12 protein-coding genes are annotated in these 13,933 nt (G+C 74.6%); 5 read left to right on the top strand and 7 right to left on the bottom strand.

The genetic code is table 11. The features are described from left to right. Positions 1 to 17 precede the first annotated feature (17 nt). Complete coding sequence (locus RQM47_RS11400) at positions 18 to 464, top strand: META domain-containing protein (protein WP_311662942.1); 447 nt, start codon at positions 18 to 20, stop codon at positions 462 to 464. Here RQM47_RS11400 and RQM47_RS11395 read toward each other — a convergent pair. From RQM47_RS11395 to RQM47_RS11370, 6 genes are all read right to left on the bottom strand, one after another. Continuing rightward, positions 448 to 1,383, bottom strand: coding sequence for an SDR family oxidoreductase (locus RQM47_RS11395; protein WP_311662941.1), 936 nt, complete (start codon positions 1,381 to 1,383; stop codon positions 448 to 450). The genes RQM47_RS11400 and RQM47_RS11395 overlap by 17 nt on opposite strands. Before the next feature lie 89 nt (positions 1,384 to 1,472). Further along, positions 1,473 to 1,907 (bottom strand): cobalamin B12-binding domain-containing protein, encoded by a 435-nt coding sequence (locus RQM47_RS11390; RefSeq protein WP_311662940.1) that lies wholly within the window; start codon positions 1,905 to 1,907, stop codon positions 1,473 to 1,475. After that, on the bottom strand, positions 1,904 to 2,329 hold the full coding sequence (locus RQM47_RS11385) for a hypothetical protein (RefSeq protein WP_311662939.1): 426 nt from the start codon (positions 2,327 to 2,329) through the stop codon (positions 1,904 to 1,906). Before RQM47_RS11385 ends, RQM47_RS11390 begins: the two co-directional genes overlap by 4 nt. A gap of 8 nt (positions 2,330 to 2,337) precedes the next feature. After that, positions 2,338 to 2,886, bottom strand: coding sequence for an acyl-CoA thioesterase (locus tag RQM47_RS11380; RefSeq protein ID WP_349256304.1), 549 nt, complete (start codon positions 2,884 to 2,886; stop codon positions 2,338 to 2,340). 149 nt (positions 2,887 to 3,035) lie between these two features. Next, complete coding sequence (locus RQM47_RS11375) at positions 3,036 to 4,292, bottom strand: asparagine synthetase B (protein WP_314009007.1); 1,257 nt, start codon at positions 4,290 to 4,292, stop codon at positions 3,036 to 3,038. Between the two features lie 163 nt (positions 4,293 to 4,455). Beyond that, on the bottom strand, positions 4,456 to 6,336 hold the full coding sequence (locus RQM47_RS11370) for a tetratricopeptide repeat protein (RefSeq protein ID WP_311662936.1): 1,881 nt from the start codon (positions 6,334 to 6,336) through the stop codon (positions 4,456 to 4,458). 110 nt (positions 6,337 to 6,446) lie between these two features. Between RQM47_RS11370 and dxr the strand changes: the two genes are divergently transcribed. The 3 genes from dxr (at position 6,447) to RQM47_RS11355 (ending at position 10,382) form a co-directional block, all read left to right on the top strand. Further along, on the top strand, positions 6,447 to 7,652 hold the full coding sequence (gene dxr, locus RQM47_RS11365) for a 1-deoxy-D-xylulose-5-phosphate reductoisomerase (protein ID WP_311662935.1): 1,206 nt from the start codon (positions 6,447 to 6,449) through the stop codon (positions 7,650 to 7,652). Positions 7,653 to 7,764: 112 nt separating this feature from the next. After that, the gene (gene rseP, locus RQM47_RS11360) at positions 7,765 to 9,210 is read left to right on the top strand and encodes an RIP metalloprotease RseP (RefSeq protein WP_311662934.1); all 1,446 of its coding nucleotides are present in this window, start codon (positions 7,765 to 7,767) and stop codon (positions 9,208 to 9,210) included. Positions 9,211 to 9,587: 377 nt separating this feature from the next. After that, positions 9,588 to 10,382: an isoprenyl transferase gene (locus tag RQM47_RS11355; RefSeq protein WP_311662933.1), complete on the top strand. Its 795-nt coding sequence runs from the start codon at positions 9,588 to 9,590 to the stop codon at positions 10,380 to 10,382. Positions 10,383 to 10,440: 58 nt separating this feature from the next. Here the strand turns inward: RQM47_RS11355 and RQM47_RS11350 are convergent, their stop codons facing one another. Next, positions 10,441 to 10,908: a DinB family protein gene (locus RQM47_RS11350; protein WP_311662932.1), complete on the bottom strand. Its 468-nt coding sequence runs from the start codon at positions 10,906 to 10,908 to the stop codon at positions 10,441 to 10,443. 538 nt (positions 10,909 to 11,446) lie between these two features. Here RQM47_RS11350 and bamA point away from each other — a divergent pair. Beyond that, positions 11,447 to 13,927 (top strand): outer membrane protein assembly factor BamA, encoded by a 2,481-nt coding sequence (bamA, locus tag RQM47_RS11345; protein ID WP_311662931.1) that lies wholly within the window; start codon positions 11,447 to 11,449, stop codon positions 13,925 to 13,927. Positions 13,928 to 13,933 lie beyond the last annotated feature (6 nt).

Below are 13,933 nucleotides of genomic sequence, written 5' to 3'. Positions count from 1 at the left end.
CCCGCCCGCTGGAACCCGTGCGCCCCACGCTCGCCCTCTGCCTCGCCCTGCCCCTCGTCGCGCTCGGGTGCGGCAGCACGCCGACCGGCCTCGAAGCGGACGTCCCCGGTTCGACGTGGACCGTCGAGCGCGTCGTGACCGGCAACGGCGAGGTGCTCCGCGGCGAGGGCCAGGTCACGTTCGGGTCCTCGGGCAGCCTCAGCGTCTCGTCGTGCAACGTGTGCAACGGGACGTATGCCGTGAGCGGCGACCAGCTGGAAGTCGCCGAGCCGCTCGCGTGCACGCGGCGACGGTGCGGCCCGGGCGAGCTGGAACTGGAGGACTTTTTCGCCGGCCTCCTGACGCTCCGCCGCGACGGCCTCTACCTCGTCGTCGAGCCCGACCCGCTCGCGGGCGGCCCGCAGGTCCTGCTCCTCCCCGCCCCCGGCGCGAGCCCGGGCGGGGCGGCTAGCGGCGCGCGCTAGGGCGGGGCACGCCGAGCCGGCCGCGGAGGTCGGCGAGCGCGGCGTCGAGCGGGCGCGGGCGGTAGCCCAGCTCGGTCTCGGCGCGCAGGATGAGGAGCCCGGCCTTCAGCGGGCGCGGCGCGCCCGGGTGCAGCGCGGTCGTCGTCGTGGGCGAGACGAGCCCGGCGTCGAGGCCGAACGCCTCGGCCACGCGCAGCGCGAGCGCGTACGTCGTGAGCACCTCGCGGCCGGCGACGTGGAAGGTCCCGCTCTTCCCGAACCGCACGATGCGGAGCACGCCGTCCGCGAAGTCCTCGTCGTAGGTCGGCGTCCGCACCTGGTCGCTGGGGACGCGGACGGGCCGCCCCGCCCCCAGCTCGCGCACGAGCCAGCGCACGAAATCGAGGCGCGGGGCGGGGCCGGTGGGCGCCCCGAACACGAGCGTCGTCCGCGCGACGGCCCACCGGGTCAGGCGCGAGGCCTTCAGCGCGTTCTCGGCCGCCAGCTTGGTCCGCCCGTAGTGCGTGAGCGGGGCGGGGCGGGCGTCCTCGGCGTAGGGGCCGCGCTCGCCGTCGAACACGAAGTCGGTCGACGGCAGCACGAGCCGGGCGCCGTGGCGGTGGCACGCGGCGGCGAGCGCGGTCGTGGCCTCGACGTTGAGCGCCCAGCACGCCTCGCGGTCGGCCTCGCACGCCTCGACCTGGGCCAGGCCCGCCGCGTGGAGCACGACGTCCGGCGCGAAGTCCTGGAGCGCCCGCTCGACGGCGTCGGCGTCGGTCACGTCGAGCGCGGCCGTCCCGCCGGCGAAGCCGCCCAGCGCGAGGGCGGGGCGGCGGCCGGTGGCCAGCACGTCGGCCCCGCGCCACCGCCCGGCGGCGCGCGCGAGCGCCTGCCCCACGAGCCCGTTCGCGCCGGTGACGAGGATGCGGGGCGGGAGCACGGGGGGAGGGGTGGAGGGAAGGGGGATTGAGGGATGGGCGGGCGGGGTGGCGGGGAGACGCGCTCATCCCTCCGTGCCCGATCCCTCCGTCATCCCTCGTCTCCGCGGCGGGCGACGACGGCGTCGGAGAGCGACCGGGCGATGTCGGCCAGCGACGCGCCCGGCGTGAACACCTGGTCGACCACGCCGCGCGCGACGAGGTCGCGGGCGTCGTCCTCGGGGATCGTGCCGCCGGCCACGAGCAGCACGTCCTGCATCTCGGCCGCGTCGAGGAGCCCGCGGAGGCGCGGGAGGACCGTCCCGTGCGCGCCCGACAGGATCGACACGCCGACCACGTCGACGTCCTCCTCCTCGGCCGCGCGCACGACGACTTCGGGCGTCTTGCGCAGTCCGGTGTAGACGACCTCCATGCCGGCGTCGCGCAGGGCGGCCGCGACCACCTTGGCGCCGCGGTCGTGGCCGTCGAGCCCGACCTTCGCCATCAGGACGCGGACGGGGCGGTGGGGCGGGGAGGAGGCGGTCATAGGGTCAGGCGAAGGCCGAGCCCGCCGCCGAGGTCGACGTCGGTGTCGCCGATCAGCTGGAGGCGGGGCGAGAGGAGCCCGTACAGTTCGAGCTCCCGGGTCAGAAACGTGCTCAGCCCCGCGGCCAGGCTGACCCCGGCGTCCGTGTCGTCGTTCCCCGCCTGGACGAACACGCCCGGCCCGTAGAACAGGCCCACGCGCCCCGACGACCCCACGCGCTGGCGGTCGCGGAGCAGGTAATTCCCCTCGACCTCGACGGCGTCGCCCAGGTCCCACCCGGCGGCGAGGAGCACGGCGCCCCGCCCCGCCCCCAGCTTCAGCGAGAGCCCGGTCGGCGTCCCCACCTGCCCGCCGACGGCGAGCTGGGCCGCCGCGGGCGGGGCGGCGAGGCAGAGGACGAGGGCGGGGAGGAGGAGGCGCATGGCGAGCCCTAAGCTACCGCCCCGCCCTCGGAGCCCGCCCCGCCCCCGCTTTCCGCCCCGCCCGCCTCGGGCGGGGCGGCGACCTCGGCGAGGTGCTCGCGGAGCGACTCGGCGTCCTCCATCGGGAGCCGCCCCGCCAGCACCAGCCGGAGCTCGCGGCGCCGCCCGGCCGCCGCGTAGCGCGCGCGGTCGGCCTCGGTCTCGGGCTCGACCGGGCGGACCGGGATCGGCCGCCCGCTCTGGTCGACGGCCACGAACGTGTAGTACGCCCGGTTCGACCGCCGCCGCTGGCCCGTCGTCGTGTCCTCGGCCCACACGCTCACGCCGACCTCCATGGACGTCGTGAACGCCCGGTTCACCGCCGCCTTGAGCACCACGACCTCGCCCAGCCCGATCGCGTTCTGGAAGTCGACCGAGTCTACGCTCGCCGTGACGACCGTCCGGTTCGAGTGGCGCTTGGCGGCGATCGCCGCGCACACGTCCATGAGGTGGAGGAGCCGGCCGCCCATGAGGTTCCCCAGCGTGTTCGTGTCGTTGGGGAGCACGAGCTCCGTCATCTCGCAGGTGCCCTTCAAAGTGGAGAGTAGAGAGTTCAGAATGGAAAAAGGGCGCCCACCCCGCCCGCGAAGGTCGCTCGCCGCGCAGCCGCGGACCACCCCGCCCCGCCTTTACTTCTCAATTCCGCATTCTCCATTCTCACCTCTGCTCACGTCTTCTGCTTCTGCTTTTTGGCCGCCGGGAACAGCACGTTGTTGAGGATGAGCCGGTAGCCCGGCGACGTCTTGTGGAGCGCGAGGTCGGTCGGCGGGTCGCCCACGAAGTGCTGGTAGTCCTCGGGGTCGTGGCCGGCGTAGAAGGCGAAAAAGCCCTGGCCCGCCGGCCCGTATAGGTAGCGGACGGCGCCGGTCGCCGGGCTCTCGGCAAGGACCACGACGCCCGGCTTGAGCGCGTCGGCGCGGAACGCCGTCGTCTGGCCCATGAACCCGCGGACGGACGCCACGTGGTTCTGCGTGAGCATGGTCGGCACGGGGTCCCAGACGGCCGAGAAGTCGAAGAGCGTGAAGTAGTCGGCGAGCGGGTTGCGGAGCGCCGGCGGGGGCGGGGCGTCGAGGTCCGAGTGCTCGTACTCCATCGGGTTCAGGATCGGGCGGAAGTCCTGGAAGGCCAGCGTCCGCGAAAAGTCGAGGGCGTCGGCGGCCCCGGGCGTGACGCCGTCGCCGTCGATCTCGGGCGGGACGATGTCGAGCCCGGCCGCGGCCAGGGCCAGGTCGAACGTGTCGGTCCCCGAGCACATGGCGAACAGGAACCCGCCCCCCTCCACGTAGCTCTTGATGGCCTCGGCGACGGCCAGCTTCAGCTCGGGCACCTTGGCGAAGCCGTGCGCGCGCGCGGCGGCCTCGGCTTCGAGCTGCTGCTGTTGATACCACGCCTGCCCCCGGTACGAGGCGTAGAACTTCCCGTACTGGCCCGTAAAGTCCTCGTGGTGGAGGTGGACCCAGTCGAACTCGCTCAGCCGCCCCGCCAGGATGTCGTCGTCGTAGACCTGCTCGTAGGGGACCTCGGCGTAGGTGAGCGCGAGGAGCACGGCGTCGTCCCAGGGCAGCGTCTGCTTGGGCGCGTAGACGGCGATCTTCGGCGCCTTCTCCAGCCGCACGACCGACGTGTTGGCCGCCGGCGACTCGGCCTGCGCCAGGACCGCAGCGCCGTTGGCGCCCTCGAACGACACGCCGCGTACGCGGAGCTCGGTCTCGAACTCGGGCGCGGCTTCAGCGAGGAACGCCCCGCCCCGCACGTTGAGGAGCCAGTCGACCTGGAGGCCGTGGTCGAGCGCCCAGTAGACAGCGCCGTAGGCGCGGAGGTGGTCGCCCTGCGCCTCGTCCATCGGGATGAGCACGTCCTGCGCCCGGGCGGGGAGGAGGCCGGTGAGCAGCGTGCAGAAGGCGGTGAGCAGAAGACGCGACATGGGCGGGGTGGGGTGGACCCGGGGGCGGGGCGGGGGCACAACGGCCGCCGAGCCGACATCTTTCCCACGCGACCGAGACCGCCCCGCCCGCGAGGGGCCGCCCCGCCCTGCCGGCTAAGCGCGAGGGCGGGGCGGGCACCTTCCGCTCGCCCCGCCCGCGCGCTCACGTTTCCGCGCGGAGGCGCCGCAGTTCGAGGCGCGCCTCGGGCGCGTAGAGCGAGCCGGGGAACAGCTCGAGCAGGCGCTCCCAGCGGGCCGCCGCCCCGCCCCGGTCGCCCAGGTCGGTCTCCAGCGCCTGCGCCTGGACGCGGAGCGCGCGGTCGCGGAAAAAGGAGAGCGGGTAGGCCTCGGCCAGCCGGTCCAGCGCGTCGACCGCGTCGGCGGCCCGCCCCGCCCGGCGGAGGACGGACGCGCGGAGGTAGAGCGACTCGTCGCCCAGGACGTCGGCGCCGGGCGACGAGGGCGGGGCGGAGGCGTCGAGCGAGTCGAGTGTGGCGAGCGCCTCGTCGGCGAGGCCGCGGCGGAAGGCGAGCGCGGCGCGGGCGTAGGTGCGGAGCCGGGCGAGGTCGGCCTCGGGCGGCTCGTCCTGGTTGAGCGTCTCGCCCAGCGTCACGCGCAGCGCGATGGCGTCGTTGGAGGCGTCGGCCGCCGTGTTCTCGTCGAGCGCCTCGACGCGCGCGAGCGCTGAGAACACCAAGCCCTCGTAGAAGTCGATGAGCGCCAGCTCGTACCGCGCCTGCTCGGCCACCGGCCCGACGCGGACGCCCTCGTCGACGTCCGAGAACCGGGCGCGCGCGGCGTCGAGGTCGCCGCGGCGGACGGCCACCTCGCCCAACGCGAGCCGGGCGGCGGACGCCACGGCCTCGTCGCGCGATCGGGCGGCGACGGCAAGCCGGGCCTCGGCGCCCTCGTAGTCGCGGAAGCGGTCGCGCAGCAGGTTGGCCAGGGCGAGCGCCGCGGCCGGCGCGTCGGGCCGGGCGGGGTGGCGGTCGAGGAACTGGGCGTAGGCGGCGCGCGCCGAGTCGGCGGCGGGCGTCGGGGCGGCGCCGTCGGAGCGGGGCACATCGCGGGCGTCGGCGTCCCAGCGGCGGGCGCGCGCGAGGAGCGCGTCGGCGGCGACCGGGCCGTTCGGGTAGCGGCGGAGCGCCTCGTCGAGCGCGGCGCCGGCCGCGGGTCCCGCGCCGGCGGCCTCGGCCTGCTCGGCGAAAGCAACGAGCGTCCGGCCCTCCTCGCCCTCCAGCCGGTCGAGGGCGCGGACGGCGTCGAGCGCCGCGTCGTAGTCGCCCCGCTCCAGCGCGAGCCACGAGGCCAGCTCGCGGTAGGCCCGGTTGAGCGGGTCGCGCGCGATGGCCGCGTCGACGGCCGCGGCGAACACGGCCGGCGCCCCGTCGCCGTCGAGCAGCCGCGTGAGCCGCGAGCGGACGGCCGGCGCGTACTCGGGCTCGTCGGCCAGGAGGTCCAGGTAGAGGTCGGCGGCGGCCGCGTAGTCCAGCCCGAGCCCGTAGAGGTGGGCGCGCTCCAGGCGGAACAGGTCGTCGTCGCCCAGCGCCTCGCGGCCGGCGTCGAGGACCTCGGCGGCGCGCACGAACAGCCGCAGGTCAGCGAGCGCCGAGGCGACGGTCCGGTACGTCTGCGCCTCGTCCGGGGCCGCGGCGAGCGCGCTCTGCCACGCGGCCTCGGCCTCGCCGCCCCGCCCCGCCCGGTAGAGCGACGCTCCGCGCGCGGCGAGGAGGTCCGGCGCCGGCCCGACGCGCGCGATCCGGCCGTCGACGAGGGCGAGCACGTCGTCGAAGCGGCGGGCCGTGGCGTAGGCCTCCTTCAGCTTGAGCCACGCCGGGAGCGCGTCGGGCTCGGCGGCGACGAGGTCTTCGAGGAGCGGGATGGCCTCGCCGGTCCGCCCGTTGGCCAGGAGCTGGAGGGCCAGCACGTACGCCTGCTGATCGCCGACGGCGCCGCGGTCGCCGTCGCGGAGGATCACCGTCCCGCCCTGCTGCGCCGCCGCGAGGGCGGGGAGGAGGAGGGCGGCGAGGAGGACGAGGCGCATGGGCGGGGCGGGGCGGCGGGAACATAGGCCGCGGGCGGCCCCGCCTGCTGCCGCCCGCTATCTTCCCCGCCCCGCTCCCAACGCCCGCCCGAGCGGGATCGTGCCGGCCCATGCTCCCCGACCTCCGCCCGCCCCCGCCCCGCCCCTCTAGCGCGCCGCGCGAGGTCGCCGTGCTCGGGTCGACGGGGTCGATCGGGCGGCAGACGCTGGAGGTGGCCGCCCTTTTCCCCGAGCGCGTCCGCGTGCGGTCGCTGGCCGCCGGGGCGGGGTGGGAGGCGCTCGCCGAGCAGGCCCGGCGCGTCCGCCCCGCCCGCGCCGTGATCGCCGACGAGGGCGCGTACGTCCCGCTCCGCGACGCGCTCGCCGGGACCGGCGTCGAGGTGGCCGCCGGCGACGACGCCGTGGCCGCGCTGGCCGCCGACGCCGAGGTCGTGGTTGCCGCCGTCGTCGGCGTGGCCGGGCTGGCGTCGACGCTGGCCGCGGCCCGCGCCGGCGCCCGCGTCGCGCTGGCCAACAAGGAGTCGCTCGTCGTCGGCGGCGCGCTCGTGGCCGCCGCCTGCGCCGAGAGCGGGGCGGTCGTGGTCCCGGTCGATTCCGAGCACTCGGCCCTCTTCCAGTGCCTCGTGGGCGAGGACCCGGCCTCGGTCGAGCGCCTGCTGCTCACGGCGTCGGGCGGCCCGTTCCGCGACCGCCCCGCCCGCACGTTCGACGCCATCACGCCGGCCGAGGCGCTCCGACACCCGAACTGGTCGATGGGCGCCAAGGTCACGGTCGACTCGGCGACGATGATGAACAAGGGCCTCGAGGTGATCGAGGCGCACTGGCTGTTCGGCGTCGAGCCCGAGCGGATCGGCGTGGTCGTCCACCCGCAGTCGGTCGTCCACTCGGTCGTCGAGTTCGTCGACGGCTCGTCGAAGGCGCAGCTGGGCGTGCCCGACATGAAGGTGCCCATCCAGGTCGCGCTGTCCTACCCCGAGCGGTGGCCGGCGCCGCACGAGCGGCTGGACTGGCCGGCCGCCGGCCCGCTCGACTTCGTGGCGCCGGACCCCGAGCGCTTCCCGTGCCTCACGCTCGCCTACGACGCGCTGCGCGCGGGCGGGGCGGCGCCGGCCGCGCTCAACGCGGCCAACGAGGTGGCCGTCGCCCGCTTCCTCGACGGCGCCGTCCGCTTTACCGACGTCCCGCGGCTCGTCGAGGCCGGCATGCGGGCGGCCGACGCCGCCGGCGGGGCGGGCACGCTCGGCGCCCTCCGCGCCGTTGACGCCGAGGCCCGGCGGCTCGCCGCCGAGGCCGCCCGGTCCCTCCAGCCGGCCTAGCCGCCCCGCACCACCCCGCCCGCGCGGGCGGGGTGGACCGCCCCCCGACTGACCGCCCCACCCCGCTCCTGGGCGCCCGGGGCCAGCGCTCCCCCCGAGCCGACCTTTCTTTATGGACGCGATCCTCAACTCGCTCTCGTACTTCCTCTGGGTCGCCGTCGCGCTCGGCATCCTGGTCACGATCCACGAACTCGGCCACTTCCTGGCCGCCCGCCTCTTTAAGATGCGGGTCGACGCGTTCTCGATCGGCTTCCCGCCTAACATCGTCGACAAGCAGGTCGGCGCCACGCGGTACCGGCTGGGGGCGGTCCCGCTCGGGGGCTACGTGAAGATCGCCGGGATGGTCGACGAGAGCCTCGACGCCGAGGGGCTGGAGAGCGAGCCGGCGCCGGACGAGTTCCGCGCCAAGCCCGTGTGGCAGCGGATGGTCGTGATCTCGGCCGGCGTGGTCTTCAACCTCATCCTGGCCTCGCTCCTCTACGCGGCGCTCGCCTTCGCCTACGGCGTCTCCTACACGCCGCTCGAGAACATCCGCCTCGAGGTCACCGACGGCTCGATCGCGTCGGACCTCGGTCTGGAGACGGGCGACCGGATCGTGGCCGTCAACGGCGAACGCGTTGAGCGTTTCGAGGAGGTGTTCACGCCGGGCGCGCTCTCGGCCGACCCGTTCCGCCTGACGGTCGAGCGGGGCGGGGAGGAGGTGGAGCTGGACGGGCCAGACGACCTCCTCACGCGGTTTTCGCGCCGGCAGCGGGAGGTCGAGGAGGCCGGCGAGCCCGTCTCGCTGGGCGGCATCTTCGGCGCCGACATCCAGCTCCCGACCGTCCTCGCGGGGACGGCCCCGGGCTCGGCCGCCGCCCAGGCCGGGCTCCAGGCCGGCGACCGCATCCTGGCCGTCGACGGCGAGCCCGTCGACTCGTGGGGCCGGCTCACCGACCGCATCCTGGCGTCGGACGGCCGCCCGCTCGCGGTCCGCTGGGCGCGGCCGGACTCGCTGGAGGAGGGCGGGGCGGAGGCCGCCGGGGGCGCCCGCGTGGTCCAGCACCGCGGAGCGGCCACGGTCTACGAGGCAACCGTCGCGCCGCGGCGCTCGGGCGACCGCTACGTGCTGGGGATCCAGCAGGACATCACCGCGCTCGGCCAGCGCGTCGACCGGGTCGGCGCGGGCACGGCGCTCGCCTCGGGCGTCGAGCGGACGGCGTCGATCACGGGCGCCACATTTGCGTTCATCGGCAAGCTGGTGACGGGCCGCGAGAGCGTGCGCGAGAACGTGGGCGGCCCGCTCATCATCGCCAAGCAGTCGAAGGAGGCCGCCGACCGCGGGCTCCGGTCGTTCTGGGAGTTCGTGGCCTACCTCTCGATCGCGCTCGCCGTGTTCAACGTGCTCCCGATCCCGGCGCTCGACGGCGGCCACCTCGTGTTCCTGGCTTACGAGGCCGTCGCGCGGCGCGAGCCGTCGCTCAAGGTGCGCATGGTGGTCCAGCAGGTGGGCGTGGCGCTGATCCTGGCGCTCATGGTGTTCGTCATCTTCAACGACGCCGTCCGCTGGTTCGGGTAGGGCTCGCGGGGCTCGCCGGGCTCGCCGGGAACTGGGGAATAGGAACTGGGAACGGGCAGAGGGGCGGGGTGGCGCCGTCGGAGCCGCCCCGCCCTCGGGTGCGGGAGGCGGGGGGAAAAAGGCGGGGAGGAGGAGAAGAGGCGTCGCGCTGGGCACGGTGGCTCCGCGACCTCTACCGCCCCGCCCGGGAATCTTCAGAAGAGGGGAGAGGCGCGGCCCGCGCTGGGCGGGGCGGCGTGAGACCGGCCACCCCGCCCAGCGCTTTGCTAGGGCCGGGGCGGCGTCCGCTGGGCGGGGCGGTTGAACAGGACGACCTCTTGCCCCATCCCTCATTGCCCATCCCTCCGCCCCGCCCGGGCGGGGCGGTACCTTGCCGCATGGACACCGCCCCGCCCGCCGTCGCCCTCACCGGCGTCACGCAGACCGAGTCCGACCGCGCCGCGCAGGCCGCGCTCCAGGCGCGCGGCCCGATCCCCGCGCACGTCGCGTGCATCATGGACGGGAACGGGCGGTGGGCCAAGGCCCAGGGCAAGCGCCGCGTGACGGGCCACCGCGAGGGCGTGGTCTCGGTCCGCGACGTGACCGAGGCGGCGGCCCAGATCGGCGTGGGCTACCTCACGCTCTACACCTTCTCGACCGAGAACTGGGGCCGCCCGGCCGCCGAGGTCTCGGCCCTCATGGAGCTCCTCGTGCGGACGGTCCGCAAGGAGGCCGAAAAGCTCCACGAGAACGGCATCCGCCTCCACGCCATCGGCGACCTCGGGCGGCTCCCCGATCGGGGCCAGCGCGAGCTCCGCGAGGCGTGCGAGCTCACGGCCGCCAACGAGCGCATGACGCTCACGCTCGCCCTCAGCTACGGGGCGCGGTGGGAGATCGCCCGGGCCGCCCGCCAGATCGCCGAGGAGGCCGCGGCGGGGCGGCTCGACCCGGCCGCGGTGACCGAGGAGACCGTCGAGGCCCACCTCGCCACGCGCGGCCTGCCCGACCCCGACCTCCTCGTGCGCACGGCCGGCGAGTTCCGGGTGTCGAACTTCCTCCTCTGGCAGATCGCCTACGCCGAGCTCTACGTGACCGAGCGGCCGTGGCCGGCCTTCCGCCGCGACGCGCTCTACGACGCCGTGCGGAGCTACCAGGACCGCGACCGCCGGTTCGGCGGCGTGCGCGAGGGCTAGCCCGCCCCGCCCGGCCACCCCGCCCACGAGACGCGGGGCGGGGTGGGGGAGGGGCCGGTCAGGCCCGGTCCGGGAACGCGGGGGGCTCCACGCCGAGGGCACGGAGGAAGACGTACGCCTGGCCGCGGTGGTGGACCTCGTTGTCGACGACGTAGAACAGGAGCTCCCACACCGGCATCGTCCACTGCCCGAACGCCGTGTCGACCTCCTGGAACCGGCCGTCGGGGATCTGCGGCCACAGCTCCTCGATCCGCTCCGTGTCGGCGTCCCACCGCGCCAGCGCGCGCTCGCGGGTCGCGGGCGGGGTGGCCTGCTCCATCGGCCACTCCCCCGAGACGACGCCCGTGAGGGTGGGGACCGACATCGAGAGGAGCTCGCCCACGAGGCCGGCAAACGGCCGCATCTCGCCGACCGAGAACGAGGTGAACGCGTCGTCGCTCGGGAACGCCTCGATCGTGCGCCGTGTGAGGCGGCGGTGGCCGAGCCAGTGGTCGAGGAGTTGGTCTGGCGTTAAGAGGGTGTCCATGAGGAGAGGGGCGTAGGTGGAGGGACAGCCTACGCTGCCGCGTCGCCGCCCTCGTGTCATCATGTCCGTCCTATGTCCGCCCCGCCCTCGCCGCACGGGCGGATCGCGGGCGCCGCCCCGCCCTCGGCAACTAGAGCACCCTTCGGGTGGGTACGGGGTACCGGGTACGGCCCGATCTGAGCCTCAGCGCGCGTACCTCGTACCGAGTACCCTGTACCTCTGTGCTTTGCTCTGGCTGAGCGGCCGCCCCGCCCGCGAGCTGCGAGGGCGGGGTGGGGCATCTTCCGCTCGCCGCTCGCCGCTCGCCGCTCGCCGCTCGCCGCTCGCCGCTCGCCGCTCGCCGCTCGCCGCTCGCCGCTTTCGGGGGCGGGGTGGGGCATCTCGGCGTCCCCAGCTGCAATAAAGGATTGGAGGTGCCGTTCGACCCGGGCCGCTCCAGAGCGCCGTCTTCGCTGCCTCTGCGCCGGTCCCTCGGGGACGCCCCGATATCTTCCGACGCCCGCCCCTCGGGTCCGCCCCACGCGCTCTGCTCGACCGCATGCCCCGTCCGACCGCGACCACGTTCCTCGCCCGCTTTGCCGGCCTGGCGGCCCTCGCCGCCGCCCTCGGGGCGCCCGCCGCGAGCGCCCAGACCCCGGCTCCTCCGGCCTCGGCCGCGCCTCAGACCTACGAGGTGACCGAGGTGACCATCGAGGGGGCCGCCGACGCGAACAGCGAGTCGCTCGCGCGCCAGGTCAGCGGGCTCCGCCCGGGCATGCGCGTCCAGCTCCCGTGGGACCCCGCCTTCGCCGAGGCCGTCCGCAACCTCTACGCCCGCGGCAACTTTTCCGACGCCTCCGTCGAGGCCGGCGAGGCCGAGGGCGGGGCGGTCGCGCTCACGGTCTCCGTCGTCGAGCAGCCGCGGCTCGGGTCGTTCACGATCGAGGGCGTCAAGTCCGGCGAGCGCGACGACCTCGCCGACGCCATCCCGCTCCTCCGGGGCCGCAGCGTCCGCCCCGCCGACGTCGAGCGGGGGCGGATGGAGATCGAGTCCTACCTCCGCAACAAGGGGTTCCGCCTCGCGACGGTCGACGTCCAGCAGCGGACTGACACCGACGGCCGCGTGGCCCTCACGTACAACGTGGACAAGGGCGAGCGCGTGGCGGTCGCGTCGATCCGGTTCCAGGGGAACGACGTGTTCTCCGACGGCACGCTCCGCAAGCAGCTCGCGAACACGCCCGAAAAGCGGTGGTGGCGGTTCTGGAAGCGTGAGACGTTCGACGAGGACGCGTTCGAGGAGGACCTCGCCAGCCTCGTCCGCTTCTACAACGACCGCGGCTACTACGGCGCCCGCGTCGTCCGCGACTCGGTGTTCTTTGAGCCGACGGAGGACGGCACGCGCGACCTTGTCGTTCAGGTCGAGGTCGAGGAGGGGCCGCAGTACGCCGTCCGCGACGTGACCTTCGAGGGGAACACCGTGTTCACCGACGACCAGCTCCGGCTGGCCCTGGGCATCGAGCGCGGCGACACGTACAACGGCACGCTCCTCGAGCGCAACCTGTACTACGCCCCCGACCACACCGACGTCTCGAGCCTCTACGCCGACCGCGGCTACCTCCGGTTCAACGTCCAGCCCGAGGTCACCGTCGCGCCCGGCGACTCGCTCGACCTCGCGTTCGAGGTGTTCGAGGGCGAGGTCTACGAGTTCGGCGACGTCCGCATCGCCGGCAACACGCGGACCAAGGAGCACGTCATCCGCCGCGAGATCCGGACGGTCCCGGGCCAGCCCTACAGCCGCCAGGCCATCGAGCGGTCCATCCGCGAGCTCTCGACGCTCAACTACTTCGACCCCGCCTCGTTCGGCCAGGGGCCGGAGACGGCGATCGACGACGAGGACCGGACGATCGACCTCGTCTACAACCTCTCGGAGACGTCGTCGGACCAGCTCGAGCTCTCCGGCGGCTACGGCGGGGCCAACCTCGGGCTCATCCTCACGGCCCGCGTCACGTTCACCAACTTCAGCCTCCAGAACCTGCTCCAGGGGTTCAAGGGCGGGCTCCCGACCGGCGACGGCCAGCAGCTCTCGCTCCAGGTCCAGACCTACGGGACGCGGTCGCAGCGGTACTCGGTCTCGTTTACCGAGCCGTGGTTCCGCGGCCGGCCCACGCCCATCGGGTTCTCGCTCAGCTACTCCAACTCCAACTTCGCCACCTACGACCTCGGCCTCGCCAGCGCCAACGTGTTCTACCGGCAGCGCCTGAAGTGGCCCGACGACTACTTCCAGACGGGGACGTCGATCGGCTACCGGCTCTACGACGTCGGCGAGGGCACGCGGACGCGGCTCCCGGAGGGGTTCAGCCAGGAGGTCACGCTGACGCAGACGCTCTCGCGCAACGCGCTCGACAACCCGACCTTCCCGCGCGCCGGCTCGTCGCTCAACCTGAGCTTTACCGTGGCCCCGCCCATCGGCGAGTCGATCCAGTACCACAAGACGGACTTCGACGCCGCCTTCTACACCCCGGTCGCGGGCAAGCTCTCGGCCAGCGTGGCCACCCGGGCCGGCTACATCGGGTCGCTCACCGGCGACCCCGTCCGGTTCCAGCGCTACCTCGTCGGCGGGACGCTCCTGGAGGCCAGCTCGGCCAACGGCGTGGGGCAGGGGATCGGCCGCGACCTCGTGTTCCTGCGCGGCTACCCGGCCGAGTCCATCACCCCGTACCGCGACGGGGTCGCCGTCGGCGGCCAGATCCTGACCAAGTACGAGGCCGAGCTCTCGTACCTCCTGCTCCAGACGCCCCAGCTTTCGGCCGCCCCGTACCTCTTCGCCGACGCGGCCAACACCTACGCCGGGTTCAGCGACTTCGACCCGTCGGAGCTGTACCGCTCGGTCGGCGTCGGGGCCAAGCTGTTCCTCCCCATCGTTGGGGCCGTCGACATCAGCTACGGCTACCAGATCGACCCGGTCTTCGAGATCGAAGACGGCGTGCGGCAGCTGCGCGAGCCACAGTGGCTGTTCCAGTTCTCGCTCGGCGGCCGCTAGGCCCGG

This window comes from Rubrivirga sp. S365, from assembly GCF_032248475.1.
Classification (GTDB): domain Bacteria; phylum Bacteroidota; class Rhodothermia; order Rhodothermales; family Rubricoccaceae; genus Rubrivirga; species Rubrivirga litoralis.
This window is presented reverse-complemented; position numbering and strand designations above follow the sequence as displayed.